At 56.0% G+C, this 26,245-nt stretch carries 21 protein-coding genes and 1 riboswitch; of the genes, 10 read left to right on the top strand and 11 right to left on the bottom strand.

What is annotated here, in order from left to right; all coding sequences use genetic code 11:
- Positions 1-164: 164 nt before the first annotated feature.
- Complete coding sequence (locus TH4_RS17725; RefSeq protein ID WP_064782168.1) at positions 165-1,082, top strand: AraC family transcriptional regulator; 918 nt, start codon at positions 165-167, stop codon at positions 1,080-1,082.
- A 2-nt stretch (positions 1,083-1,084) separates the two neighbouring features.
- Here TH4_RS17725 and TH4_RS17720 read toward each other — a convergent pair whose 3' ends face one another.
- Positions 1,085-2,686 carry an OpgD/OpgG family glucan biosynthesis protein gene (locus TH4_RS17720; protein ID WP_064782196.1) on the bottom strand — a complete coding sequence of 534 codons (1,602 nt, stop codon included), beginning with the start codon at positions 2,684-2,686 and terminating at the stop codon, positions 1,085-1,087.
- Positions 2,687-2,858: 172 nt separating this feature from the next.
- Positions 2,859-3,061: riboswitch (cobalamin riboswitch) on the top strand.
- Positions 3,062-3,287: 226 nt separating this feature from the next.
- On the opposite strand from TH4_RS17720, the gene TH4_RS17715 reads away from it, so the two are divergent.
- Genes TH4_RS17715 through TH4_RS17705 form a run of 3 tightly spaced genes read left to right on the top strand, consistent with a single transcriptional unit; the run spans position 3,288 to position 6,239 of the window.
- Complete coding sequence (locus TH4_RS17715; protein ID WP_083997175.1) at positions 3,288-4,313, top strand: ABC transporter substrate-binding protein; 1,026 nt, start codon at positions 3,288-3,290, stop codon at positions 4,311-4,313.
- A 40-nt stretch (positions 4,314-4,353) separates the two neighbouring features.
- Positions 4,354-5,430, top strand: coding sequence for a FecCD family ABC transporter permease (locus TH4_RS17710; protein ID WP_083997174.1), 1,077 nt, complete (start codon positions 4,354-4,356; stop codon positions 5,428-5,430).
- Positions 5,427-6,239, top strand: coding sequence for an ABC transporter ATP-binding protein (locus TH4_RS17705; RefSeq protein ID WP_064782167.1), 813 nt, complete (start codon positions 5,427-5,429; stop codon positions 6,237-6,239). Before TH4_RS17710 ends, TH4_RS17705 begins: the two co-directional genes overlap by 4 nt.
- Before the next feature lie 26 nt (positions 6,240-6,265).
- Here the strand turns inward: TH4_RS17705 and purD are convergent, their stop codons facing one another.
- Positions 6,266-7,549: a phosphoribosylamine--glycine ligase gene (purD, locus tag TH4_RS17700; RefSeq protein WP_064782166.1), complete on the bottom strand. Its 1,284-nt coding sequence runs from the start codon at positions 7,547-7,549 to the stop codon at positions 6,266-6,268.
- A 115-nt stretch (positions 7,550-7,664) separates the two neighbouring features.
- On the opposite strand from purD, the gene xseA reads away from it, so the two are divergent.
- From xseA to TH4_RS17685, 3 genes are read left to right on the top strand one after another with little or no spacing between them, the layout of a single operon-like run.
- Positions 7,665-9,341 (top strand): exodeoxyribonuclease VII large subunit, encoded by a 1,677-nt coding sequence (gene xseA / locus TH4_RS17695; RefSeq protein ID WP_064782165.1) that lies wholly within the window; start codon positions 7,665-7,667, stop codon positions 9,339-9,341.
- Positions 9,341-10,195: a M23 family metallopeptidase gene (locus TH4_RS17690; protein ID WP_064782164.1), complete on the top strand. Its 855-nt coding sequence runs from the start codon at positions 9,341-9,343 to the stop codon at positions 10,193-10,195. The genes xseA and TH4_RS17690 overlap by 1 nt, the downstream gene beginning before the upstream one ends.
- 15 nt (positions 10,196-10,210) lie before the next feature.
- Positions 10,211-11,749 carry a gamma-glutamyltransferase family protein gene (locus TH4_RS17685; protein WP_064782163.1) on the top strand — a complete coding sequence of 513 codons (1,539 nt, stop codon included), beginning with the start codon at positions 10,211-10,213 and terminating at the stop codon, positions 11,747-11,749.
- Positions 11,750-11,771: 22 nt separating this feature from the next.
- Here TH4_RS17685 and TH4_RS17680 read toward each other — a convergent pair whose 3' ends face one another.
- From TH4_RS17680 to TH4_RS17655, 6 genes are all read right to left on the bottom strand, one after another.
- A complete protein-coding gene (locus TH4_RS17680) occupies positions 11,772-12,365 on the bottom strand; it encodes a hypothetical protein (RefSeq protein WP_064782162.1) in 594 nt (197 codons plus the stop codon).
- A gap of 100 nt (positions 12,366-12,465) precedes the next feature.
- Complete coding sequence (locus TH4_RS17675) at positions 12,466-13,365, bottom strand: LpxL/LpxP family acyltransferase (protein WP_064782161.1); 900 nt, start codon at positions 13,363-13,365, stop codon at positions 12,466-12,468.
- Complete coding sequence (lpxK, locus tag TH4_RS17670) at positions 13,358-14,329, bottom strand: tetraacyldisaccharide 4'-kinase (protein ID WP_064782160.1); 972 nt, start codon at positions 14,327-14,329, stop codon at positions 13,358-13,360. The genes TH4_RS17675 and lpxK overlap by 8 nt, the downstream gene beginning before the upstream one ends.
- Positions 14,322-15,614, bottom strand: a complete 1,293-nt coding sequence (locus TH4_RS17665) for a 3-deoxy-D-manno-octulosonic acid transferase (RefSeq protein ID WP_064782159.1) — start codon at positions 15,612-15,614, stop codon at positions 14,322-14,324. Before TH4_RS17665 ends, lpxK begins: the two co-directional genes overlap by 8 nt.
- Positions 15,611-16,342, bottom strand: a complete 732-nt coding sequence (locus TH4_RS17660; RefSeq protein WP_064782158.1) for a lysophospholipid acyltransferase family protein — start codon at positions 16,340-16,342, stop codon at positions 15,611-15,613. The genes TH4_RS17665 and TH4_RS17660 overlap by 4 nt, the downstream gene beginning before the upstream one ends.
- A gap of 62 nt (positions 16,343-16,404) precedes the next feature.
- On the bottom strand, positions 16,405-18,213 hold the full coding sequence (locus TH4_RS17655) for an ABC transporter ATP-binding protein (RefSeq protein ID WP_064782157.1): 1,809 nt from the start codon (positions 18,211-18,213) through the stop codon (positions 16,405-16,407).
- A 175-nt stretch (positions 18,214-18,388) separates the two neighbouring features.
- Between TH4_RS17655 and TH4_RS17650 the strand changes: the two genes are divergently transcribed.
- The gene (locus tag TH4_RS17650) at positions 18,389-19,186 is read left to right on the top strand and encodes a BUD32 family EKC/KEOPS complex subunit (protein ID WP_064782156.1); all 798 of its coding nucleotides are present in this window, start codon (positions 18,389-18,391) and stop codon (positions 19,184-19,186) included.
- A gap of 13 nt (positions 19,187-19,199) precedes the next feature.
- On the opposite strand, the gene TH4_RS17645 is transcribed toward TH4_RS17650, so the two are convergent.
- Complete coding sequence (locus TH4_RS17645; protein ID WP_064782155.1) at positions 19,200-20,342, bottom strand: glycosyltransferase family 4 protein; 1,143 nt, start codon at positions 20,340-20,342, stop codon at positions 19,200-19,202.
- Positions 20,339-21,256, bottom strand: a complete 918-nt coding sequence (locus tag TH4_RS17640) for a UDP-2,3-diacylglucosamine diphosphatase (protein ID WP_064782154.1) — start codon at positions 21,254-21,256, stop codon at positions 20,339-20,341. The genes TH4_RS17645 and TH4_RS17640 overlap by 4 nt, the downstream gene beginning before the upstream one ends.
- Before the next feature lie 218 nt (positions 21,257-21,474).
- On the opposite strand from TH4_RS17640, the gene TH4_RS17635 reads away from it, so the two are divergent.
- Complete coding sequence (locus TH4_RS17635; protein WP_064782153.1) at positions 21,475-22,422, top strand: diacylglycerol/lipid kinase family protein; 948 nt, start codon at positions 21,475-21,477, stop codon at positions 22,420-22,422.
- A 305-nt stretch (positions 22,423-22,727) separates the two neighbouring features.
- A complete protein-coding gene (locus tag TH4_RS17630; protein ID WP_064782152.1) occupies positions 22,728-24,725 on the top strand; it encodes a methyl-accepting chemotaxis protein in 1,998 nt (665 codons plus the stop codon).
- Between the two features lie 94 nt (positions 24,726-24,819).
- Here the strand turns inward: TH4_RS17630 and TH4_RS17625 are convergent, their stop codons facing one another.
- Positions 24,820-26,169 carry a TldD/PmbA family protein gene (locus TH4_RS17625; protein ID WP_064782151.1) on the bottom strand — a complete coding sequence of 450 codons (1,350 nt, stop codon included), beginning with the start codon at positions 26,167-26,169 and terminating at the stop codon, positions 24,820-24,822.
- Positions 26,170-26,245: the final 76 nt, after the last annotated feature.

Genomic DNA, 26,245 nt, shown 5'->3' with positions numbered 1-26,245 from the left:
GTGTGTCGGTGTTTGTTCGTGGCGCTTACTCTGTCGATAAATCCCCGATTGATGAATACACAGAACTCGAATTGGATTGCCTAATCCTCCAAATCGAAGATTGAGTGCTTTGTCCGTGTGAAGGCGGGTGTATAGTGGGCCTATGGAAAACAAAGGGTTTTACGATGGATAGCTATCAGAAGCTGTGTGACCTGATTGACAAATACTGCGAGGCGGATGGCGCTGTGCGCACGGCTGTTGAGCCGGTCTGGATGTTCCGATCAACCGGCCCGACCCTTAAGGTACCGACGATCTACAAGCCTTGCCTGTGTCTGATTATCTCAGGCGCGAAGGAAGTCACGCTGGGGGACGAGCTTTATCGCTATGAGCCCGGCCAACTGCTGGCCGCATCGGTCGATTTGCCACTTGTTGGCCATGTGACGCTGGCGGCCAAGGATGCGCCGTATCGCAGCCTGTCACTTGATCTGGATGCGAAGATCCTCGGCGAACTTGTTGCCAACATGGACATCAAGATGGGTGCAGATGGCGAAAGCACACGCGGGCTTTTTGTCGAAAAGACAACCGAAAGCCTGACCGATGCTGTCTTGCGCGTGGTTGAGCTGCTTGATCGTCCCGATGATGTGCCGGTGATGTTGCCGCTTTTGATGCGCGAAGTGCATTACCGCTTGTTATGTACCGCCAAGGGGGCGGCGATTGCGGGGCTTGCTATCGGCGGCAGCAACATGCAGCGGATCTCGGCCGCCCTTCAATTGATCAAGGATAACTTCGACAAGCCGCTGAAGGTGGAAGACCTGGCAAATCGCGCCAATATGAGCCCGTCTTCCTTCCATCACCACTTCAAGCAGGTGACAGCCATGAGCCCGCTTCAATACCAAAAGCGGCTCCGCCTGACGACGGCGCGTCAGATCATGCTGGCCGAAATGAAGGATGCTGCATCTGCGGCCTACGCGGTCGGATATGAAAGCGCGTCACAGTTCAGTCGCGAATATGCCCGCATGTTTGGCGCACCGCCAATCCGCGATGTCATGGCGATCCTTGGGCAGGGCGGGGCCAGCCAGTCTGCTGACATGGCCCCGCATTAACCCTAACCCTGTTGCTGGTTGCCAACGGCCGGCAGGTGCTGGAACATCCAGGTTTCACTGAGCGGTTCGTCACCGCGTTTCAGATACATGCGCAGGTCAACCGGATCATTGCCCGCGGCCTTCAGGTCAAAGGCCGCCCGCCAGATGCGGGTATCCATGATCGGTTCGATCTTGGTGCGGACAATCTCCCCGCGCGAGGATGTCACAACCACTTCGGGGAATTCGCCGTAGGCAAGGGTTCCCAGAACCTCGCCTTCGAACTCGACGGAAAACTTGATTTCGTCCTTGGGCCGGTTGGTGCCGGGCTCCCCGCCACGGCCCATGCGGGTTGCGGTTGCGGTTGCCAGTTCCTTGACCGGGAACGGGTTATGGGCCTGCCAGTACAGACGGTATTTGAACTGATAGCTGTTGCCCGCCTTGGCGGGGCCATTCGGGACCCAGAAGGCGGCAATGTTATCGTGGATTTCATCGTCGGTCGGGATTTCGATCAACTGAACCGCACCGTCATTCCAATCGCCCTGCGGTTCGACCCACAGGCTGGGGCGGCGGTGATAACGCACACCATCCAGATAGTTTTCCACATCGCGATCGCGCTGCATCAGACCAAAACCACGCGGGTTATTGTCACCAAACGCAGATGCGCGGATGGTTTCCGGGTTGTTCAGCTGTCGCCATATGCGTTCGCCGCCGCCGGTCCAAAGCTCCAGCCCGTCGCTGTCATGCACTTCCGGACGCCAGTCAAAGCGGAACGATTTGTTCTGTTCGGAATACCAGAACATGCTGGTCAGCGGTGCGATGCCAAGCCGTTCGATGTCACGGCGCAAAAACAGATGTTTTTCGACATCCATCGTGACCCCTTCGCCGCGATAAAGCAGGAATTTATAAGCCCCCGTGATGCTGGGGCCATCCAGCAGGGCATAGACCGTCACCGGGTCTTCGGGATTTTTGGCCGGTTCGATAAAGAACTGACGGAAATCTGGGAATTCTTCGGGCACCGAGGTCGCCGTATTGACCGCAATGCCTCGCGCCGACAGGCCATATTGGCCTTGATCCCCAATCGCGCGGAAGTACGATGCGCCAAGAAACGCTGCCCAGTCCTGGGTCTTCCAGTCATCGCGCGCCTGATTTTCATGCAGGCGGAAACCGGCAAAGCCGCTATTGGCGGGCAACTGTCGGGCAATGCTGTCTTCGGGCATGTCAAAGTATTCGGGCTTGTAGATCACTTCGCGCGCCTGCCCGTTTTCCAGAAGGTACATATGCACCGGTTTGGCGAAATACATACCCAGATGGAAGAAGGTCAGCGGATAGGTGCCCGACCCATCGGAAAACGGCGAATGGTCGCGTTTGTAATGCAGCTTGCCATGGGTGTCGTAATCGATTTTGCCGACAATGTCCGGGTTTGGCGCAACGGGTGCTTCATATGCCGATGCGGCCATGGATTTGGCGCGTGCAATCAAATCGGCAAAATCAAACGGCTGTGCCGAACCCAGATCAAGGCCGTCGACATCTGCCAAAGCATGCTGATAGATCGACATTCCCGGCAGGATAAGACCGGCTGCCGCGATGGATTTCAAAAAGCGTCTGCGTTCAACAGAAGTCGTCATGTTCATCACATTCCTGTGGTTTGAGGTGTCGGGAAAGCATACCCGGCAGTGTGGAGGTAATCGGGATGAAACATGGCAAATTCAAGGTCGTATCAATTGCTTTTTATGCATGGAGGCGCAGCGTTAATGCCGCTGGTGGTCTGCCAATTTCCTTGACCGTGTTTTTGGTTTAATCTAACCGTGACGTGTCGGTATCCGAATATCGGATAAAGGGAATTCGAGATGGGCCGAATATTGGCTCATTAACCGAAGCTGCCCCCGCAACTGTAGGCGGCGAGCATTTTTCTGACCAATGCCACTGGGATCAACCCGGGAAGGCCAGGGAAAATGCGTTGACCCGTAAGCCAGGAGACCTGCCGACACGAAGACGACGGACCGGGCGGGGTGCCCCGGAGAATGTCGGTACGTGTCTTGGCCCAACAGTTTAGCCCAGGTTTTCTAAGCTTTAAGGCCGACATCTTCCGTCATCTCCTGACACTTTTGCCAGTCCATTGACAGCAGCAAAACTGATGTTATGGTATAACATAACATTTGACGATGTGTTGAAACTGGATCATCCAAAACGGTCCCGGATCAGCCCATCAGCAAGAGGGAACTAAAAGTGATCAATCACGATAAACGTGTACTGGCGGTCGGGGTGTTTGCCGCTGGTCTTATTTCATCTGTTTCATTTGCGTCCGCAACCGAATATCCGGTCAGTATCGAGAACTGCGGCACTGTGTTGCAATTTGATGCGGCCCCGGAACGCGTGGTGTCGCTGGGCCAAAGCACGACCGAAATTCTTTATTCGTTGGGCCTGGCCGATAAGGTCAAGGGTACGGGTGTCTGGTTTGGCCCGGTGATGGATGAATTCAAGGACGTCAACGCATCTGTGCCGCGTCTGGCCGACAATGATCCGGGGTTCGAAACCGTTGTCGCGCAAAAGCCGCAACTGGTTGCCACCCAGTATCAGTGGCATGTCGGGCCCAAGGGCACCGTTGGCACCACCGAACAGTTCAACGAACTGTCCATTCCGGTCTACACCGCACCCGCTGATTGTGTGGGCAAGGACAATGCCGGTGGCGGTGACGGGGTGCGTCACGAAGGCTTCACTATGGATCTGATTTATCGCGAGATTTCCGATCTTGCGCAAATCTTTGATGTCGAAGATCGCGGCGACGCACTGATTGCCAGCTTGAAGGAACGTCAGGAAAGCTCATTGGCGCGTGTGACGGCAAGCGGCCATGACAACGTATCCGCTGTCTTCTGGTTTTCCAGTCCCGAAATCAACAGTGATCCCTATGTGGCCGGCAAAAACGGTGCAGCGGGCTATATCGCCGGTAAACTTGGTGTTCGCAACATCATCGACAGCAATGAAGAATGGCCGACCGTTGGCTGGGAAACCATCGCGCGCGCCAATCCTGATATCATTGTGATTGGCAAAATGGGCCGTCGGCGTTTTCCGGCCGATGACTGGCAGGTCAAGATGGACTTCCTGAAAACCGATCCGGTCGCAAGTCAGATGAAGGCGGTGCGCAATGGCAATATCGTGGTGATGGACGCCCAGTCGATGGATCCGACCATCCGCCTGATCAATGGTATTGAAACACTTGCCGAAGCCGTCGAAAGACTGAGCGCTTCGAACTGACCTGCACTGCCAAAGGCGCATGATATGCCCGGAGAATTCAATGTTTGAAACAACGCCAGTGCAGCAGCCGGTTCAGCCACCTCGGCAATCGCTGGCGGGTCGGGCATATCTTGCGCGGGCTGGTGTCAGTCTTGGTGCTTTGGTTTTGCTTGTTGGCGTCATCGCAATGGCCGCGGCCAAGGGGGAAACACACATTCCCCTTGGTACCGTCTTTCAGACCATTGCCAATCATCTTTGGCAGGCGGGCTATGACGTTGATCCGATTGATGCCGGGATCATCTGGAATTACCGGATATCGCGCGCCATGGTGGCGGCGGCCTGCGGGGCGTCCCTTGCGCTGTCCGGCGCAGTGTTGCAGGCACTTTTGCGCAATAGCCTTGCTGATCCTTATTTGCTGGGGATTTCGGCCGGGGCATCGACCGGTGCAGTCAGCGTTGCCATTCTGGGGTTTGGCGCGGGCATGGTTTCCCTGTCACTTGGCGCCTTTGTCGGCGCGCTGGTGGCATTCGGGTTTGTTGCCCTTTTGGCCATTCCGGCCGGGCGCGGGGCCGGTGCGATCATTCTTGCCGGGGTAGCCGGATCACAACTGTTTAACGCGTTAACGTCCTTCATCGTGACCAAGGCCGCCACGGCGGACGAGGCACGCGGGGTAATGTTCTGGCTGCTTGGTAATCTAAGTGGCGTGCGATGGCCTGATGTCTATCTTGCGCTGCCGGTTGCCGTTATCGGCTTGCTGGTTTGCCTTTGGTATTCCCGTGCGCTTGATGCCTTTACCTTTGGTGTGGAGTCGGCAGCATCCCTTGGTGTGCCGGTGCGCCGGGTTTATGTGGTGTTGATTGCCATTGCTGCCTCGATGACCGCAGTGATGGTCAGTATCGTCGGGTCCATCGGCTTTGTCGGGTTGGTCATTCCCCATGCCGCGCGGTTCTTTGTTGGAACACGGCACGGATTTCTGTTGCCGGCATCGGCTCTGATCGGGGCGGTGTTTCTTGTGGCGGCCGATATTGTATCGCGCATCATCCTTGATGGTCAGGTCCTGCCCATCGGGGTTATCACGGCGCTGATCGGTGCACCGGCCTTTGCGATCATCCTGTGTCATGGGCGGGTGTTGCGATGAGCCTTGAATTACGCAATGTCGGCTGGAATGCCGGATTTAAAAAGATCATCAGCGACGTGTCGCTTCACGTGACACGGGGCGAGTTCCTGGGTGTGATTGGGCCAAACGGATCAGGCAAAACCAGCATGATGTCGGTTCTGGGCGGCATTCGTGCGCCGTCGACCGGGCAGGCATTGCTGGGGGACCAACCGATGAAGAAAATCGGTCGGCGCAACCTTGCCCGTCATATCGGCTTTGTCGAACAACAGGCCGATACCATCGACCGCATTACCGTGCGCGATGCCGTCGCCCTTGGCAGAACGCCTTATCTCAGTTTGCTGACACCATGGTCAGGGCACGACGACGCCATCGTGTGCGAAGCCCTTGCCAGTGTTGAAATGGGGCCGTTTGCGGACCGGATGTGGCATACGCTTTCGGGGGGTGAAAAGCAGCGCGTTCACATCGCCCGTGCCTTGGCGCAGCAGCCTGACTTCCTGTTGCTTGATGAACCGACCAACCATCTTGATATCCATCATCAACTGGGCCTGCTGGAACTGGTGCGTGCGCTGCCTGTCACCGTGGTGGCAGCACTCCATGACCTGAACCATGCGGCGATGTTTTGTGACCGGATTGCGATGATGAATGGTGGCAAGCTGATTGCGCTTGGCACACCCGAACAGATTTTGACATCGCAAAACCTGCACGATGTTTTTGGCGTTGCCGCCGATATCGAGATTGATGATCAGGGCCGCTGCCATATCCGTTATCACGCCGGAAACCAGAAATCTTCGGCCATAAAAAAGACCGGGTTGCGTAACCCGGTCTTTTGATTTCGGTAGCTTGGTCTGCTTGCGGCTTAGCCCTGTTCGCGGGCAACCGCGCGCCAGCCGATATCGCGGCGGCAGAAACCACCATCCCAATCAATTGCATCAACCGCCTCATAGGCGCGTTTCTGCGTTTCGGTCACCGTCGCACCGCGCGCGGTCACACCAAGAACGCGGCCACCGGTCGCAACCAGTTTGTCGCCATCCATCTTGGTACCGGCATGGAGGACCTTGACCTTGTCCATGGCGTCCGCCGCCGGAACGTTTTTGATCTCGGTCCCTTTTTCGTAGGATCCCGGATACCCCTTGGCGGCCATAACAACGACCATCGCGGTTTCATCGTGCCATTCCGGTTTGACTTGATCGAGGTTGCCGGTGGCTGCCCCATCAAGGATATCAAGCACATCTGATTTCAGACGCGTCATCAGCACCTGACATTCCGGATCGCCAAAACGAATGTTGTATTCGATCAGTTTCGGATTGCCCGCATCATCAATCATCAAGCCAGCAAACAAAACACCCTTGAACGGGTGGCCTTCGTTGGCCATGCCCTTGACGGTCGGGATGATGATCTGATCCATGACCTTGGCTTCGACTGCATCGGTAAAGACCGGGGCCGGGGAATAAGCGCCCATGCCGCCCGTGTTCGGGCCGGTATCGCCTTCGCCAACCGCCTTGTGATCCTGGGCTGCGACCAGCGGAATGACGTTTTCGCCATCACAAACAGCAAAAAATGAGGCTTCCTCACCTTTGAGGAATTCCTCGATCACGATTTCTGCGCCAGCATCGCCAAACTTGCCGCCGACCATGCATTCTTCAATGGCAGCAAAGGCTTCGTCATTTGTCATACAAATGGTCACACCCTTGCCCGCGGCCAGACCATCGGTCTTGACCACAATCGGTGCGCCCTGTTTTTCGACAAACGCCTTGGCGTCTTTGGGATCGGTGAAGCGGCCATAGGCAGCAGTCGGCACACCGAACTTTGCCACCATGTCCTTCATGAAGCCCTTGGAGCCTTCAAGCTGGGCGGCTGCCTTGGAACAACCGAACGATTTGATGCCCTCGGCATCCAGTGCATCGACAAGGCCTGCTACCAGCGGGGCTTCGGGGCCGACAACGACCAGATCAACCGCGTTGTCCGAGGCAAAATTTACCAGACCATCAATGTCGCTATCGGAAATCGCAACGCATTCGGCGCTGTCTGCAATCCCGGCATTGCCCGGTGCACACCACAGTTTGGAGATGCGCGGGCTGCGCGCAATTGCCCAGCACAATGCGTGTTCACGTCCGCCGCCGCCAACGACCAGAACCTTCATGACTTTATCCTTCGACTTGTCCGATTGCTTGATGGTCCATGCGCGATGAACTAGGCTAGACCTAATTGCCACCCCGCAAAATTATTAGGCGGGCTTTTAGCATAAAGTACCCTTGATGACGCAAGATTTGTTCGACCCTTATGCCCCGGTTCCCGAAACGCCCGTAAAATCGGGAAATGCACCCGAGTTTTCGGTTTCCGACCTGTCAAACGCGCTGAAGCGGACCGTGGAGGATGCGTTTTCGTTCGTGCGGGTGCGCGGCGAAATTTCCGGGTTCAAGCGCGCCAGCAGCGGGCATATGTACCTTGCGCTTAAAGACGACAAGGCGGTGATTGATGGCGTGTGCTGGCGCGGGCAGGCGGCCAAGCTTGGCCTTGTGCCCGAAGACGGCATGGAAGTCATCGTTACCGGGCGCCTGACGACATTTCCAGGCCGATCAAAATACCAGATCGTGATCGAGACGATGGAAGTTGCGGGCGAAGGCGCGCTTTTAAAGCTTCTGGAAGAACGCAAAAAGAAACTCGCCGCCGAAGGGCTTTTTGATCCGGACCGCAAAAAGCCGATCCCGTTCCTGCCCGATGTCATTGGCATTGTGACATCGCCCACGGGTGCCGTGATCCGCGATATCATGCATCGCCTGCGCGATCGTTTCCCGCGCCGGGTTTTGCTTTGGCCGGTACTCGTGCAGGGGCAGGGGGCGGCCGAACAGGTGGCCGAGGCCGTGCGGGGGTTTAACGATCTTTTGCCGTATGGCCAGATCCCGCGCCCGGATGTTCTGATTGTTGCGCGCGGTGGTGGATCGCTTGAAGATCTGTGGTCGTTTAACGAGGAAGTCGTTGCCCGTGCGGTGGCCGAGTCTGATATTCCGGTGATTTCGGCGGTCGGCCATGAAACCGATACCACCCTGATCGATTTTGTTTCGGACCTGCGTGCGCCGACGCCCACCGGGGCGGCGGAAAAGGCCGTGCCGGTCCGCGTCGAGCTGATTGGTCAGGTCGAGGAAGATGGTCTTCGTCTGGCGCAAGCCGTCCGGCGTTTGGGCGTTGAGAAGAAAACGGCGCTTGAAAGTCTTGCCCGTGGGCTCGGAGATCCCAAACGCATGCTCGAGGAACGCAGCCAGACCCTTGATAACTGGGCTGATCGTTTGCCGCGCGCAGCCGTCAATGTCACGCAACAAGCCCGCGCCCGGTTGAACGAGGCCAGCGCCCGACTGGTCAGCCCGCGTGAACAGCTTTCGGAAAAGCGCGGCCGTCTGGAAAACGCGGCATTGCGTCTGGATGGTGCGATGAAATCCGCCCTTCAGATGCAGCAATCTCGCCTTGATCGTGCCGCGGCGGGCCTTCGGCCCAGTGACGCCAAACGCGACATTGCCCGTGCCGACAAACAGATCATTGATCTTGGTACGCGTTTGCAGGGGGCGGTTCGCAATACGCTGACCCGCGAGGCAGAAGGACTTGCCCGCTATGACCGGCTTTTGGAAAGTTATTCCTATCGCAATGTGCTGAAACGCGGGTTTGCGGTGGTCCGCGACGGGGAGGGCAAACTTATTGGTAAGTCGTCCGATCTTGTCACAGGTCAGACCTATGATCTTGAGATGGGCGATGGCATTACGCCTGTCACGGCGGGCGAGGGGGTGGCGACATCAAAGCCCGTGCCGGGCAGGGATAATAGCGCTACCATCGCAGATCAAAACGCCGCCATATCTGCGCCGGAAAAATCCGCCAAACCCAAACCGGCGAAGAAGAAAAATCCAAGCCCCAAAGACGATGACAGACAAGGGAGCCTTCTGTAATGCGTATGACCATTTCCGGCATGCTGGCCGCAGCGGGCCTTTTGGCGGTTAGTCTTTCCGCACAGGCGGCCGAGCCGACCTATCAGGGGCAGTTTGTTCAGGGCGGGATTGTGTTCGGGCAGACAGATGCCGGGTCCCAAGTGCTGCTGGATGACGAGGCGATTGATACCATAGCACCCGATGGCCGGTTTGTTCTGGGGTTCCCGCGCGATTACGAAGGCCCGGCACGGGTCAGCATCCGGCATGCCGATGGCAGTGTTGAAGCGTTCAGTTACGAGATCGGTGATCGCGAATTTAATGTTCAACGGATTGACGGGTTGGCACCCAAAATGGTGACGCCCGATCCGGGCGTCATCAGCCGCATTCAGGATGATTCACGCCAGGCCCGCGAAGCACGCACCGAACGGTTTACCGAGAACTTCCTGGAAAACGGTTTTATCTGGCCCGCCGTTGGTCCGATCAGCGGGGTTTATGGATCGCAGCGTATCTTGAATGGGGAGCCGCGTGCACCGCATTGGGGCGTTGATATTGCCCTTCCGACCGGAAGCCCGGTTGTGGCCCCGGCGGATGGCATTGTGACGCTGGCCCATCCCGATATGTATTTTTCCGGTGCGACATTGTTTATCGATCATGGGCTTGGCGTGGTGTCGGCATTTTTGCATCTGTCAGAAATTGATGTGCAGGTCGGCGACGTCGTTAAACAGGGCGATTTGATCGGCAAAATCGGTGAATCAGGTCGTGCGACCGGGCCGCATCTGGATTGGCGGGTCAATGTCGGGGCAGCACGGGTTGATGCCCAGTTGCTGGTGCCACCGATGGAAGAAGCACAAAAGACCGCAAACGCCAGTCAGTAACGGGAAACATAAGCCATGAAAACCCACGGGGCCGTTGCCGCAGGACATGCCGTTACCGCAGATGCGGCGGCCCGTGTGCTTGACGAAGGTGGCAATGCCTTTGACGCGGTGATTGCCGCGATGTGGGCGGCCTGTGTGGCGGAGCCGGTTCTGGCATCCTTGGGGGGCGGTGGTTTTGTGATGGCGCGGCCTTCCGGGCAGACGCCACGGCTTTATGATTTCTTTGTTGAAACCCCGCTTGAAAAACGATCGCGTGAAAATCTTGAGTTTGAAAGCCGCCTTGCGACCTTTGCCGGTGGCGTAACCCAGGAATTCCATGGTGGCTATGGTTCGGTGGCAACACCGGGCGTGGTGGCGGGGCTTTTTGCCGTCCATGACGATCTTGCCAAACTCCCGATGGCGAAACTGGCGGAGCCAGCAATCCGTGCCGCGCGCGATGGCGTGGAACTTGATGCCTTTCAACGCTATGTCATGGGGATTGTCGAGCCGCTTTTGGGCTTCTGCGCCGAAAGCCGCAAGGTGTTTGGCAAGGCTGGCAAAACCGGAGCCGATGAGTTCGAGCTGCTTGATGCCGGTGTGCTTCATCGGCAACCCGATCTGGCATGCAGCATCAACTATCTGGTCGAGAACGGGGCAGAGGGTTTTTACCAAGGTGACCTTGGTGCCGCCCTTGTGCGCGGATGTACCGAGCATGGTGGATATCTCACAGCACAGGATCTGGCAGGCTATCGAGTTTTGGTGCGTGATCCGTTGCTGGTGTCCGGACGCAAGGGGCGGTTTGTCCTGAACCCGCCACCGGCATCGGGCGGGGTTCTGGTTGGTTTTGGCCTTAAGCTTACGCGGGAAATGGCATTGGGGGCGTTTGGCTCTGAACGTCATCTTGAAGCGGTGTCGCGGATCATTCATGCCACGGGTTTGGCGCGTGGGGAATATGGTGCGCGCCCGGCGATCCTGGCGGACGAGCTGTGCGAACGTTATCGTCTGATGATTGGCGAACGCCCGCTTAGTCAGAATGGCACCACCCATATTTCGGTGGTTGATCAACATGGCAATCTTGCCGCGGCGACGATTTCAAACGGCTCCACATCGGGGCGGGTCGTGCCGGGCACCGGGATCATGATGAACAACATGCTGGGGGAGGCCGATCTGTCACCGGATGGTTTCCATAACTGGCCGTGTGGTGTTCGCATGACATCGATGATGACCCCGTCGCTTTATCTCGGGCAGGACGGGGCGTCAGTTGCGCTGGGTTCTGGCGGGTCAAACCGGATCCGGTCAACCATGCTGCAGGTGTTGCTTAATATCGATGCGTTTGACATGACCCTGCACGGGGCGATCTCGGCCCCGCGCATGCATGTCGAAGATGAATTGTTATCGGTCGAGCCGGGATTTGATGATGCTTTGCTTGATGGGCTCAGCCTTGGCAATCAACAGCGCTGGGATTGCGAGGATATGTTCTTTGGCGGGGTGCATGCGGCCAAGGTAAATCAGTCGGGCGACATGCTTTCGGCGACCGGGGATGGGCGACGCAGTGGTCATCAGATCATTGTTTGATCGGCCGATAGTTCTGAGGGGCTTATCTGAACCGCTGAATAACGGCGAAAATCAGTGAAAAGATCGCAATCAGAATGATGGCAACCGTTGCGATCAGAAGCGCCTGTTTGGTGCGTAGTTCATAGGCCTGCTTGCGTTCGACAAAGACAATCACATCACGGCGCAACTGGTCCATTTCCGGTGCAACATCAAGACTGTTGAGGTAAAGCCTTGCACCTGCGCGAGCCAGAAGATCATTGGTTTTGTTCATCTCGCGGGTGAACAGGGCAAACCGTTCTTCGGTGTCGGCCAGATCATCAAGAAGGTTTTTATCATCCTTCCCGGCAGAGGCGATTGTGATGGTTGTTCGCGTCAGATCGCGCGCATCTTCTTCGATACATTGCGACAATGATTTTCGGGGTTGATCAGAGGTGCATTCAACTTGCCGATTGCCGAATTCTTCAAGGGCACGCTTCAGATGTTCCTTGAGCTGCTGATCAAGTTCGGAAATTCGCAACCGGATGTCGCGTGCCGTTTCACGAATGGTCGTGTCGTCCTGATCAAGCGCCATTGTAGGCCAGACGACAAAGATCGAGCCGGCCAGAATAAGACAGAAAATGATCAGCAAGCGGCGCAAAAAGGCGGGCTCCGAAGACGCGTTCGACAGCGGACGAAATGCCAGTCTGCGCCAACAGGGTTCCTATTCGGTTAATGCCCGATCGAAACGCCAGTCGGATTTACTTCGGCCAACGGCGATGCAGCCAAAGCCATTGTTCGGGGCGTTCGCGGATCCACTTTTCCATGACAGCGTTGACCTCGGTCATGGTAGCCAGAATATCGGCGTGCCGGTCGCCTGTTTTGGGAACTTCCAGTGGTGGATAGAACGTCACACGGAAATGCGCACCATTCAGGCGTTCTGAACGAATGGGAATGATTGGCGCATCGTATTTAAGGGCAAACTGTGCCAGTGCCGGGGCTGTCATCGCATCCCGGCCAAAAAACGGCACGGCGATACCATCTGTCATTTTTTGATCGACCAGCATGCAGGCATGACCGCCATCTTTTAGATAGCGTGTGAGCTTGCGTGCACCTTCCGGTCCTTTTTTGACCAGTTTCCCCTTAAAGGTTTTGCGGGCCCGCATGAACAGGCCTTCTACCCACGGATTATCCGGTGCGCGATAGACACTCATCATGTCCATATCAAGCACCTCGGCGATGCACATGGTCGCTTCCCAGTTGCCGATGTGACCGGAAAAGAACAGGCCGGGTTTGTCATCGGTCTTGGTGGCAAGGCCATTTTCAATGCCAACGATTTCAATGCGGGGTCCACCCGGGCGCATTTTATGCAGATGGGGAATTTCGGCTGCCGAACGGCCAAGGTTGTCCCACATGCCAACAATGATCTTGTCGATCTCTTCGGGGGACTTTTCCGGGAACGCCGCAACCAGATTGTTGCGTGCCTTTTTCGTCTGACCGACTTTGGGGCCCAGGGTACGCATAAGCCAACCGCCAACCGCCGATGCCATGTCCGCGGGCATCAGCGCAAACATCCAGTAGACCAGATACGCCCCGAAACCCTGAAGCGGGTGGGAGATGTATTTCTGGCGCATTTTGTAAAGTTGGCTGTTCTTATCCATCGGCAAGTACTGATGTCACAATCTTTGCGAGCTGATCTGGTGCCTTGAACACCAGACGAATGTCGAGACTGCTTATGCCGTCCCGGTCCTGTAATGGCAAGCGCATCAGATCTTTTTGGGTCGTGACCAGTCTGGCATCAAGCCGTGCCGCCTCGGCACGCAGATCGCCAAGTTCTTGCGCCGTAAAGGGGTGGTGATCTGAAAAATCACGTGTCTGGATGATTTGCGCGCCAGCCTTCCGGAGGCTGTCATAGAACTTCGACGGTTGGCCAATCCCGGCAAAGGCCAGAACACGGGATTGATTGAAATCACCCGCGTTGATCGCCTCAATCGTTGCGCGCAACACCGGAACGGAAGCCGGAAGGCGCGTGATAAAGTCGGGCGTCTTGTCGCCGATCAGAATGATGGCCCGCACCTTTTCAAGACCGCTGATCAGCGGTTCGCGCATGGGGCCTGCGGGCATGACGCGGCCATTGCCAATGCCATAGTTGCTGTCGATCACAGCAAAACTGCAATCCTTGATCAGGGTTGGATTTTGCAATCCGTCATCAAGAATGATCGCATTTGCACCGCCATCAACCGCCATTTCGGCGCCAAGGGCACGGTTGCGTGAAATCCACGCAGGGCCATGCTGGGCGAGCAAAAGTGGTTCATCGCCGACTTTGTCAGCCGTATCAACGCCCGGATTGACCCGGTGCGGGCCTTCAAGCGATCCGCCATAGCCGCGGCTGACAAAATGCGGCGTCCGGCCAAGGCTTGTCAGAAGATTGTAAAGTGCGACCGCAGTCGGGGTTTTGCCGGCACCACCCACAGTGAAATTGCCGACGCAGAAAACCGGGCAGCCGGGATGGCGCGGTGTGGTTGTCAGTTTGCGAAAGCAGGTGCCCGCCCGCCAGGCTGCGGACAGCGGGCTTAGAAGTTTGGGAATGACGCCGTCATGCTGCCAGAATTCCGGATCACGCATCACTGGCCTCCTTGATGCCCTTTTGCGCCAACAACGGGCGCAGGGCATCAAGCGTTCGATCGAGCACTTCGGCCTTGGAGTTTGCGTAATCAAGTGCGGCTTTGGCGATTTTCCCTGTGGAGTCAGGATCGCGAAGCAGGGCGGCAACCTGTCGTGCAAGATCATCCGCATCGGTCACCGGGCGGCAGGCACCGTTTGCCAGCATTTCGGCGCTGATGGCGGCAAAGTTGCTCATATCCGGGCCGTGCAAGATGGCGCAGTTCAATCGTGCCGGTTCCAGCGGGTTCTGACCGCCACCCGCAGACAGGGTTTTGCCCATAAAGACGATTGGCGCGATGCGGTAAAACAGGCCAAGTTCACCCATGGTATCGGCAAGGTAAACATCAGTACCCGGTGTGATGTCGTGACCAAGGCTTCGGCGCGAAACCTGCAGGCCCTGTGCGACCAGATCGGCCTCAATATCATCGGCGCGATCCGGATGACGCGGCACGATGATGGTCAGCACGCCGCTATGGTCGCTGGCGAGTTTTTTGTGCACGTCGCCGGCAATATGTTCTTCGCCCTTAAATGTGCTTGAGGCCAGCCAGACCGGACGATGACCAATCTGTTCCTGAAGCTTTGCCAGATCAGCCTCATTGGCAGGCAGGGGAGGAGCGGCAAATTTAAGATTGCCAACAGCCCGGACCGATGTCGCACCGAGGCTTTCAAATCGCGTGGTTTCGTCACCGCTTTGGGTCAGGATCAAATCAAACGCAGAAATAACCGGCCGGATAAAGGACGGATAGCGTGAGTATCCCTTAAAGCTTTTTTCCGAAATGCGCCCATTGAGCAATGCAAGACTGACACCGGCTTTCTTTGCCTTGGTCAGCAGATTTGGCCAGAAGTCACTTTCAAGCCAAAGCGCGACATCAGGTTTCCAGTGATGCAGGAAACGCGCGACACAGACCTGACGGTCAATCGGGACGAACTGGTGAATAACGCCCCTGGGCAGGCGGGCATGCATCATGGTCGCCGATGTAACCGTGCCGGTCGTCACCAGAATGGATGCCGACGGATAAAGACGACGGATTTCATCAATTACCGGCAAGGCCGACAGGGATTCCCCCACACTGGCCCCGTGAATCCAGACCAGATGGCCCTTGGGGCGGGCCGCACCCGGATGACCAAACCGTTCCCCAATGCGCCCTGCGTCTTCCTTGCCGCGGCTTTTGCGACGGTTCAGATAAAGGTTTAGCGCCGGACCAAGCAGGCGGGTTGCCGCGCGATAGGCGTAAAACAGGCTCATGATCCGGTTTCCCCCGCCGCGATGGCAGATCGCTTTTGCTTGGGCAGTTCATCGGGGGCAGCAGGCGGGATCACCGCAAGACCAAGTTCACGATCAGTTTCCTGGGTGAGCCTGGTCAGGGCGTTTTCAAGCTCGATCCGTTTGGCTTCCATGCCTTCGTCATCAAGCTTGCGGTCGACAAAAATCGGATCGCCCCAGTGAAAAACACCGCGTGAAAAGGGCAGCGGTAAAATGAACCGATCCCAGCTTTGAATGACCTTGCGGTTGGAAGCCGAATAGGTCAGCGGGAAAATCGGAACACCGGCCATACGGGCCGCCTGAATGATCCCGTCGGATGCCCGCATGCGCGGGCCGCGCGGCCCATCTGGCGTCATGCCGACAACTTCGCCGGCTTTCAGTGCCTTGAGAATCTGGCGAAGCGCCGCAGCACCGCCTTTGCCCTTGCCGGTCGATCCGGCGATGGTCTTGATATCAAAGCGCGCAATCGTCCGAGAAATGATTTCCCCGTCACGATGCGATGAAATCAACATGTTAAACGGGCGGTCCCCGCCAACAGATCGCCAGGTATAGGGCATCATCAAAAGACGTTGATGCCAGAAGGCAACGATAAACGGTTTGCCTTCCGTCAGGTAGTGGGCCGGATGGTCACCACCTTTGGTGCGCCAGCGTCCTGTGGCACGCATCAGGCGCACATAAAACGCCGCCAGCCAGCACAGTGTGCTGCGCATTGTATCGCTTTTTATGATCCGTTTATGCCACTGCACGCCCGATATTCCCGAAGTTGTCCGGATCAGTTTCCGTTTTCTTCCGAGAATTGCAAGTTATAGAGGTGCGCATAAGCCCCTCCCAGTGCTAGCAATTCTTCGTGTTTGCCCTGTTCGGTCACGCGACCATTGCTGACAACGCAAATCTTGTCGGCATCAATGATGGTCGACAGACGGTGCGCAATCACAAGGGTCGTTCGGCCTTTCATCAGTTCGGCCAAAGCCCCCTGAATATGGCGTTCGGATTCCGTATCAAGGGCCGAGGTTGCTTCATCAAGCAACAGGATCGGCGCGTTTTTCAGCATGGCGCGCGCAATCGCAATACGCTGACGCTGCCCACCCGACAGCTTTACACCATGTTCGCCGACAATCGTGTCATAGCCATGTTGAAGCTGTCCGATAAAGTCGTGGGCGGCGGCCTGACGTGCGGCCTGTTCGATCTCGGCATCCGAGGCGCCGGCGCGACCATAGGCGATGTTGGCACGCACCGTATCGTCAAACAGGGTGATTTCCTGACTGACAAGCGCGGTCGCCTTGCGCAGGCTTTCAAGCGTTACATTGCGGATATCCTGACCATCAATGGTGATGGCACCCTGATCGATGTCATAGAAACGCGGGATCAGGTTGAGGATGGTCGATTTACCCGCACCCGACGGGCCAACAAGGGCCACGGTTTCGCCCGCCTTGATATCAAGATCAATCTCGCGCAGTGCTGTGATTTCAGGGGTATAGGCAAAGGCAACGTTTTTGAAGTTGATGTTGCCACCTGAAACCGCGAGCTCCTTGGCATCCGGTGCGTCCTTGATTTCAGGTTCAATATCTAGAACCGTGAAGACGCGCTGGGATGCAGCAAGGCCTTGCTGCAAGGTGATGTTGATATTGGCCAGACGTTTGACCGGCTCATAGGCCAGCAGCAAGGCCGTGATAAAGGCAAAGAAGCTTCCGGGGTCACTTGCCCCGTCGATCACGCGGTTGCCGCCATAAATGATGATCGCGGTGATTGCTGCACCACCAAGTGTTTCCATGATGGGGGAAGAACGCGCGCTAACCGTCGATGCCTTGAAGCTCAGTTTGAAGACGGTTTCAACCAGCTTGCCCATGCGCGAACATTCATAGGGCTCCATGCCATATGCCTTCACGTGGCGAATGCCCTGGAAGGTTTGTTCAAGCAAGGTGGCGAATTCGCCAATCTGTTGCTGGGTGTTGGCAGAGACCTTGCGCATGCGTTTACCCAGTCGCGCAATCGGATAGATCGCAGCGGGAAATACGGTAAAGGCGATGATCGCAAGCAACCAGTCCTTGTAGAACATCACGCCGACAAGGACGGCAGCAGTCAGAAGGTCTTTGCCAAAACCGGTCAGCGAGTTTGAAACTGCTGCGCGCATCGCGGTGATGTCGTTGGTAAAGCGCGTGATCAGCTTGCCGGTATTCGTGCTGTGGAAAAAGCCGATATCAAGGCGAATGACATGCTCATACAGGCTGTTTTGCAGATCGGCCAGAATACGCCCGCCGACATAGCTCATCAAAACCGTCTGGCCATAGTTGGCAAAGCCTTTGAGGGCGAAGGATCCAAGAACTGCCGCCCCGACGGGTACCAGCATGTTTTCCTTCTTGTTGATGAAAACATCATTGATGATCGGATCCATCAAAAGCGCGTAAAGGCCGGTCGCCCCGGCCATCAGCGCCATGCAGAGAAGGGCAAGCAGTATTTTGCCAAGATAGGGGGCAACCGCATCTCGCACGATACGCTTGACCAGCGGCCAGGTACCCCAGTGTTCTGCAGTATGATCCAACGAATTCTTTGGCAATGATTTGATCCCGGCCTTCTTCGCCATTTCCAGATTGTATCGAATTGATACTATCGTTATGGATACGGCATCATAAAAGTAAAATACTCGCGCTGTTGCTAGCACGCTCGGACAAGGGCGGCAAGCTGCTGAGACGCTTTAACGGACACAAAAATGGTCTGCATAACAGCAGATTGCCAACTGCGACATATAAGACAAATAAATGAACGAGCAACTCCACGCACTTGTCGAACGCACCGTGGCCCAGGGTGTCGGGGCACGGGTTTTCCCGCTGCGCTGGGATAACCGGCGCATTTGGGTCAAACAGGCAGTTCCGGCCAAACATAAAGTCTGGCACAGCGTTCAGCGCTTTGCGGCCAACATTACCGGTATTCCATTGTTGCGCCCGACCGTATCGCCCGGCGGGCAAAAGGGCCTTGAAAGCGAGGCCGCGACCTTGCGCAAGCTTGCCGCCCTTGGTGTGTTGGTCCCGGATCTGATTGACGTCGGTGAAAACTGGATTGCGATTGGCGATAATGGCCGCATCCTTAAAACCTGCATCGAAGATGATGTCGACAAGGGCAATGATGATGCCATCCGTCGCCATGTTGTTGACGCCGGTGCGGCCTTGGCAAGATTGCACAGCGAAGGGGTTGCTCATGGTGCGCCACTGCTTCGCAACATGACACTGCGCGACGATCATCAGATCGGCTTTATCGATTTCGAAGAAGATCCAAACGCCCGCATGCCGGTGATTGATGCCCAGGCGCGCGACATCTTGCTGTTTGTGTTTTCCATCCAGCGTGAATTTAAAAAACGCCCGGAATTGCTGCGTGCCGGATGGCAGGCCTATGTCGAGGCTGCTGGCGCAACTGCACCGCAATTAGTACCGCTGCGTAAGGTGATCAGGCTTTTGCGCCCGGTCTATCTGATGCTGCGCCCGTTCCGTCGCTGGTTGGGCACGGATGCGCTCAACGGTCTTTGGGCATATCGCACCTTGCGCAAAAGCCTTTATCGCTGATCAGGCGTGCGACCTATTGGGCTGGTTGCCCAACAGGTGCTTTGCCTGCCACGGTTTCAGGCGCGTGATCCGGTTCTGCGACCGCTGACTTTGCTGCGCTGGTATTTGCCGCGTCATCCAGTGAAATGCGGGTTGCCTCAACACCATCAAACCCACCGGAAAACGGTGCCAGATTGTGCAGGAACTGGTTGGCGGAATTGCGCCAGCTATATTGTTCGGCCAATGCGCGGGCATCGTCACTTTTAAGCTCCAACGCGGCCAAGGCGGCTTCGCGCAGGTCGGCATCGATGGCGCCGGCCTTGGTCCCACGCACGATATCGGCTGGTCCCTGAACCGGGAAGACGGCAACCGGGGTGCCCGATGCCAGGGCTTCAAGGATCACAAGGCCGAAAGTATCCGTCTTACTGGGGAAGACAAAGACGTCGGCCGCGGCAAAGGCCGTTGCCAGTTCTTCACCAATTTTTTTGCCGAGAAACTGCGCGTTGGGATACTTGCCCTTGAGCTCATTTAGTTGCGGGCCATCGCCGACAACGAATTTCGTACCCGGCAGGTCAAGATCCAGGAAATGGCCGATATTCTTTTCCACCGCAACCCGGCCGACAAACAGCCAGTGCGGTTTTGGGAAATCGCCAAAACTGGCGTCCGGGCGGGGGCGGAACAGGTCCAGATCGACACCGCGTGACCAGATTTGCAGGTTGTTAAAGCCCCAGTCGGACAGTTCCTGACGCAGGGTTTCGGTCGCGACCATGACGGATTGCGATTTGCCGTGGAAATGCTTCATGCCGCGATAAAGGATCGAAAGCGGCAGGCGCCAGCGGGCATGAATATATTCCGGGAAACGCGTGTGATAGGCGGTCGAAAACGGAATGCCACGCTTAAGGCAATAGGCCCGTGCGGCCTGACCCAGCGGGCCTTCGGTGGAAATGTGGATGGCGACGGGATGAAGGGCCTCGATCATCTTGGCCATTTTGCGTTTGGCAAAAAGCGCCAGCCGGATTTCCGGATAAGTCGGGCAGGGGATGGTTTTAAACTGATCGGGCGAGATGACATGAACGTCATGTCCCATCTCGCCCAACTCGCCCCGTACGGTTTCAAGGGTACGGACAACACCGTTGACCTGCGGATACCAGGCATCGGTTACGATCAGTATTTTCATGCAGTCTTTCCAATCGGTGCATCACTGCCCTTTTTCGAAGAGCCCGATGCAGAGTTGCCCGCTTCATGGGCGATACGAAACATGGAAATCAATTTGCCGAGGCCAAGTGACGGGGCGCTTGCCGCATCGTGACCGGGGCTTGAATGGCTCATCGCCATCTGGCGCATTTCGGCCCAGTGCAGCAGTTCCAGCTTGCCTTCCTTGTCTTCGACAAGGGCCGTACAGCTTTCAACCCAGTCACCATCATTGCAATACAGCACATCGCCGATCTTGCGTTTTTCGGCGTGATGGATGTGTCCGCAAACAACGCCATCCACCTTGCGTTTGGCGGCTTCGTGGGCGACGGCATTTTCAAAGTTGCAGATGAACTGAACCGCGTTCTTCACCCGGTTCTTAAGATAGGCCGAAAGCGACCAGTATCCGTAACCAAGGCGGCGTCGAACGCCGTTGAAATAGCGGTTGAGTGTAATGGCAAGGTTGTAGGCGGTGTCACCCAGATAGGCCAGCCACTTGGCATATTTGACGACCCCGTCAAATTCATCGCCATGGATGACCAAAAGGCGCTTGCCATCGGCGGTGACGTGGATATCGTTCATTTTAACGTCGACATGGCCAAAAGTCATATCGACAAACTCGCGGGCGAATTCATCATGGTTCCCGGGGACGAAGATGACTTTGGCGCCATTCTTTGCCTTTTCCATGATTGTCGTGATCACGGCATGATGACTTTCCGGCCAGTACCAGCTTTTCTTGAGGCGCCAGCCGTCAATAATGTCACCCACCAGATAATAGGTGTCTGCCGTCACTTCATTGAGGAAATCCAATAGAAGGTCTGCCTGACATCCACGTGTCCCCAGATGGACGTCTGAAATCCAGACCGTGCGGTAATGCGGTTGCAGCGTCATCGCTGTCATTGCCGCTCCTCCGTATCCTGCCAAAAGGATGGCTGGAAATCGACAGTTTGTCTTGCCGAATACTGTTCCAAACCAGTATCGGTTTAAAACAAATCGTTCGATTATATAACCCGTTCACAGAAATTTCGCAGTTCTGTAAAGCAACTGTTACATGTTTTATTTCATATGGTAGGTGCTGTGAAAAATTTATTTCATTTTTATTTCGGAAGTGGGTCCAAATGGCCGATGCGGATGTGACTGTCATCTTCAATCCACGTGCCGGTGGCAATAAACAGCGGTTTTTATCCCAGATATTGCAACATGCCGGCATCAAGGTGGAGTTGCTGCAAACCACCCATCCCGGTCACGCCCGCGAACTGGCCCGCAAGGTCCGTGCCCATCAACGTTTGTTTGTTGCCGGTGGCGACGGGTCGCTTAACGAGGCATTAAACGGATTGCTTGATGCCCAGATCGACGGGCACGAGGTTCCGCCACTTGGCATCATCCCGCTTGGAACGGCCAATGTGCTGGCGGTCGAGGTCGGGCTTGAAATCCGGGCACGCGCGATTGCCGACTATATCAACAATCCCGGCATGGTCTGGGTTCGTCCCGGACTGGTCAATGGCCGGGCGTTCTTTTTGATGGTCGGCATGGGGGCCGATGCCGATACGGTCGCCAATGTTTCGCTGCGCCTCAAACGCCTGATTGGCAAGGGGGCCTATGTCCTGGAAGGTCTTCGTAACATCTTTTTCCCGCGTCATCGTGATTTTGAAGTCAGTATTGGCCGGGAAAACTACCGGGTGTCGGGCGTGGTTGTGACCCATGCGCAACATTATGGCGGGGCATTTGTCATATCGCCCGATGCCAGCCTGACGGCCAACAGCCTTGATGTGGTGCTGATGCCGGGCAACGGTATCGGGGCCTTGTCGCGTTATGGTCTGGCACTGACACTTAATCGGTTGCATGCCCAAAGCGACGTTTCGGTGGTCCGGGCAGAGCGCATCACGATCACCAGTCATTGCGGCCCGGCCCCGCTTCAGATTGACGGGGAAAGTGCAGGAAAACTGCCATGCGAGATCAGCTTGTCCCCCTATCCTGTGCGATTGATGGTGCCGCCGGCCTATGCCGAATTGTCATCCAAAACCGATACAACGTCGCCTGAGTTGCTTCGGATTGCGGCAGACTAAGAAAATATAGGCTGAAACTATCCTTCAAGACTTGCCCGCCAGATCCTGCACAACACGCAGATTTGAAGGGTTTATTATATGCTCAGTGCAAAAAATGCATGGATCCTTGAAGTTGAACTTCTTTTTGCCAATTTAATTACAAGGGGATAAGTGCGTGCCCCCTCCCCATTTGAGGATATTCGGCACGTGGAAAATTCCGCTAGATCGCATCGGTGAGCGTAGATGGATGTCTTCGCCTTGCAAGGAGTTTGACGATGGTTTCGGGGTCCTCTGCTTTGGTTCTCAACTCAGGTGTGTTGGCTAACATGCGAATAAAATCAAAAATTCTGGCTGGTTTTGCCGTGGTGCTGGCAATTCTGATTGCCGCACTTGGTTTCGCTTATTTCACCTTCGTTGCGGTGTCACATGATGTGGATGAGTACGCCCATTATGTCGAAGAGGCATCATTGATCGGCGAGATCGAGACGCAGTTTCTGCGCTTTAACAATCATGCGCGTGAATTTGCCAATACGGCTGATCCGGAAGACGCCGACGCCGTCTTTACCTATGCCAAGCAGCTTGAACTGATGCTTCAAGACGCGCAGTCGCAATTCATGGTCGAAGAACATCGTAATCGCATCGAACAGATTGCGCATGAGCTTGATGTTTACCTTGAAAGTTTCACCGCGGCCAAAAGCCTGAGCGACGAATACCATTCCCTGATCCTGGATCGCCTTGAGCCGGACGGGATCAAAATCGTTGCCGATCTCGACAAGCTTGTCGCCCATGCGCAGAACACCGGTGATCTTGAGCTCCTCAAACGCTCAGTCGCGGCACGTGAACATGCACTTCTGGCAAGGTTGTATGCCAATATCCTGATTGGCCGTCAGGATGACAGCTTTGGGGCCAAATCCGCCGATGAGTTTACAAAGCTTGAAGCCGCATTGGGGCAAATCGGCAATCAGCCGCTTACGGGTGACCTGAAAGCTGTGCTGGATGATGCCAACAACCTGTTTGCTGATTACCGCGAAGTGTTTGACAAGATCCGTGCCGACGAACTGGAAATTGTCGCCACGGTCCACGGGACCATGCGCGAAGCATCGGAGGGTATCATTGCCGACGCCGAGGCCCTGAAACAGGAACTGGCGGTGGCAGAGCACAACATCTTTGAAAAGGTCGTCGCCGAAATCATTCTGGCGGAAAAGGAAATCCTGATCGCATCGATTGGCGGTGCCGTTCTTGGGATGGTTTTGGCCTGGGTCATGGGGGATCGTTTGTCGCGTCCGATCACTGCGATTACGACCATCATGCGCAGGCTGGCCGATCACGATCTGGGTGTTGAAATTCCCGGACAGACCCGCAAGGACGAAATCGGCCAGATGGCGCAGGCGGTTCAGGTGTTTAAAACCAACGCCATCCGCAACGACGAACTCGAAGCTGAAGCCCGTGCGCAGGAAGAACGGACCAAGGAAGAACAGCGGCGGTTCATGAACCAGACGGCAGACAGCTTTACCAACAGTGTGGGCAGCATCATCGAAGCCGTTGCCGCCGCCGCGGTTGAACTTCAGGCAACTGCAACCGGTATGTCGCGTATTGCCACTGCCGCGTCCGAACAGACAACGGCGGTTGCATCCGCCAGTGAACAGGCCAGTGGCAATGTCGATTCTGTTGCCTCTGCGACCGAGGAGCTCAACAGCTCAATCGAAGAGATTAACCGACAGGTGATCTTCTCGACCGAGGTTGCCAAAAGAGCAGTTGATCAGGCCCGGGAAACCATGCGCGGTATTCAGGAACTGGTCGAGGCATCGAACAATATCGATCATGTTCTCAAACTGATTGCCGATATTTCCGATCAGACCAACATGCTTGCGCTCAATGCGACGATTGAAGCATCGCGGGCAGGGGATGCGGGCAAGGGATTTGCAGTTGTCGCCAACGAAGTCAAAACCCTGTCGGCCCAGACAGCCAAGGCCACTGAGGAAATCCGAGAACAGGTCAACAATGTTCAAAGTCGAACCGGCTTTGCCGCCAGCCAGATTGATCTGATCAGTAGAACCATCAGCGAAATGGAAGGCATTGTTGCCTCGATTTCCTCAGCCGTTGAGCAACAGTCGGCGGCAACCCGCGAGATCGCCTTTAACATCGAACAGGCCGCAACCGGTGCAACGGTTGTGAGCTCCAATATCGTTACGGTTTCTCAGGCCGTAACCGAGGCTGGCTCTGCGTCCAGTGACGTCTTGTCAGCTGTTAGCACCTTGTCTGAGAACTTCACTACCCTGAAAGGTGCTACTGACAGTTTTGTCAGTACCATTCGGGCTGCCTGAGCACCCGGATACCCGAAGTACCCAAACTTAAAACGCCCGGTCAAATCGACCGGGCGTTCTTTTTTGATCGGTTGGCAATCAAATGACGATGGGATTACTGCCCGGCCAGCGTCATGCCGTCAATGCGAAGGGTCGGGGCATTGGTGCCGTATTTGAATGTCAGGTCATTGGCCGGGACAACGGTCTTGAACATGTCTTTAAGGTTGCCCGCCACCGTGATTTCCGACACCGGATAGGCCAGTTCGCCATTTTCAATCCAGTAACCCGACGCACCGCGCGAATAATCGCCCGTCACACCATTTACGCTGCTGCCGATCATCTCGGTGATGTAAAGGCCCGACTTGATATCCTTGATCATGTCTTCGGGCGAAATGGTGCCCGGGTCCATGTACAGGTTGGTGGTTGACGGCCCCGGCAGGCTTCCGGCCCCGCGTGACGCGTTACCGGTCGATTTCAGGCCAAGCTGACGGGCCGAACGCAGATCCATGATCCAGGTTTTCAGGACACCGTTTTCGATTAGATGGCGTTTCTGGTTTGCCACCCCTTCGGCGTCAAACGGTTTGGAACGCAGGCCACGTTTGCGATGCGGATCATCAATGATGTTGATATGCGGCGCGAAGATTTCGCTGCCCATCGCATCCAGAAGGAAGCTGGTGCCACGTGCAATGCCGGAACCATTAATCGCCGATGACAGGTGCCCGACGATCGATGCCGAAACGCGCGGATCATAGATCACCGGGACCTGCGCGCTTTTGACCTTGCGCGGGTTCAAACGACGCAGGGTCTTTTCAGCGGCCTTTTTGCCGATATCGACCGGATCGCGCAGATCGGTCGAAAACACTGCACTGTCATAATCGTAATCGCGTTCCATGCCTGTGCCGGTCCCCGCCAATACGGAAACCGAGATATGGCTGCCCGACCCGGCATAGGAATTGGCAAAGCCGTTGGTGGCGGCAAGTGTAATCTGATGGCGGCCCCAACCAGCTTCGGATCCTTCTGAGTTGGTGATGCCGTCGACGGAGCGCGCGGCCTCTTCGCAGGCGCTGGCCCATTCGATCAGTTTGTCCTGATCAACTTCGCCCGGCTCGCACAGTTCAAGTGCTTCGACATTGAAACTTTCGGCAAGTTCACTTGGGTCGGCAATACCGCAATAGGGATCTTCGGGGGCATTTTTGGCCATCGCAACCGCACGTTCGACCAATTCGGCAAGGGCGGCGTCGCTGGTATCAGATGACGATACAACTGCCTGTTTCTTGCCAATCAGAACCCGCAGGCCAAGATCGGCCCCCTCGGAACGTTCAAGCTTTTCCATCTTGCCCAGACGCTGGGCAACCGAAAGCGATGTGCCTTCGACATAAACGGCATCGGCATCGTCTGCACCGGCCTTTTTTGCCTGTGCCAGAAGGTCATTGATGCGATCAAGTGTCATGTCGGTCTTGGGCATGGAGGCTCCCTTGTATCGGAATGTGTTTCTTACGTTATAGGGGGCACGAACGTTTTCGCATAGACCCGAAACAAAA

The organism is Thalassospira tepidiphila MCCC 1A03514 (assembly GCF_001662875.1).
Lineage (GTDB): Bacteria > Pseudomonadota > Alphaproteobacteria > Rhodospirillales > Thalassospiraceae > Thalassospira > Thalassospira tepidiphila.
This window is presented reverse-complemented; position numbering and strand designations above follow the sequence as displayed.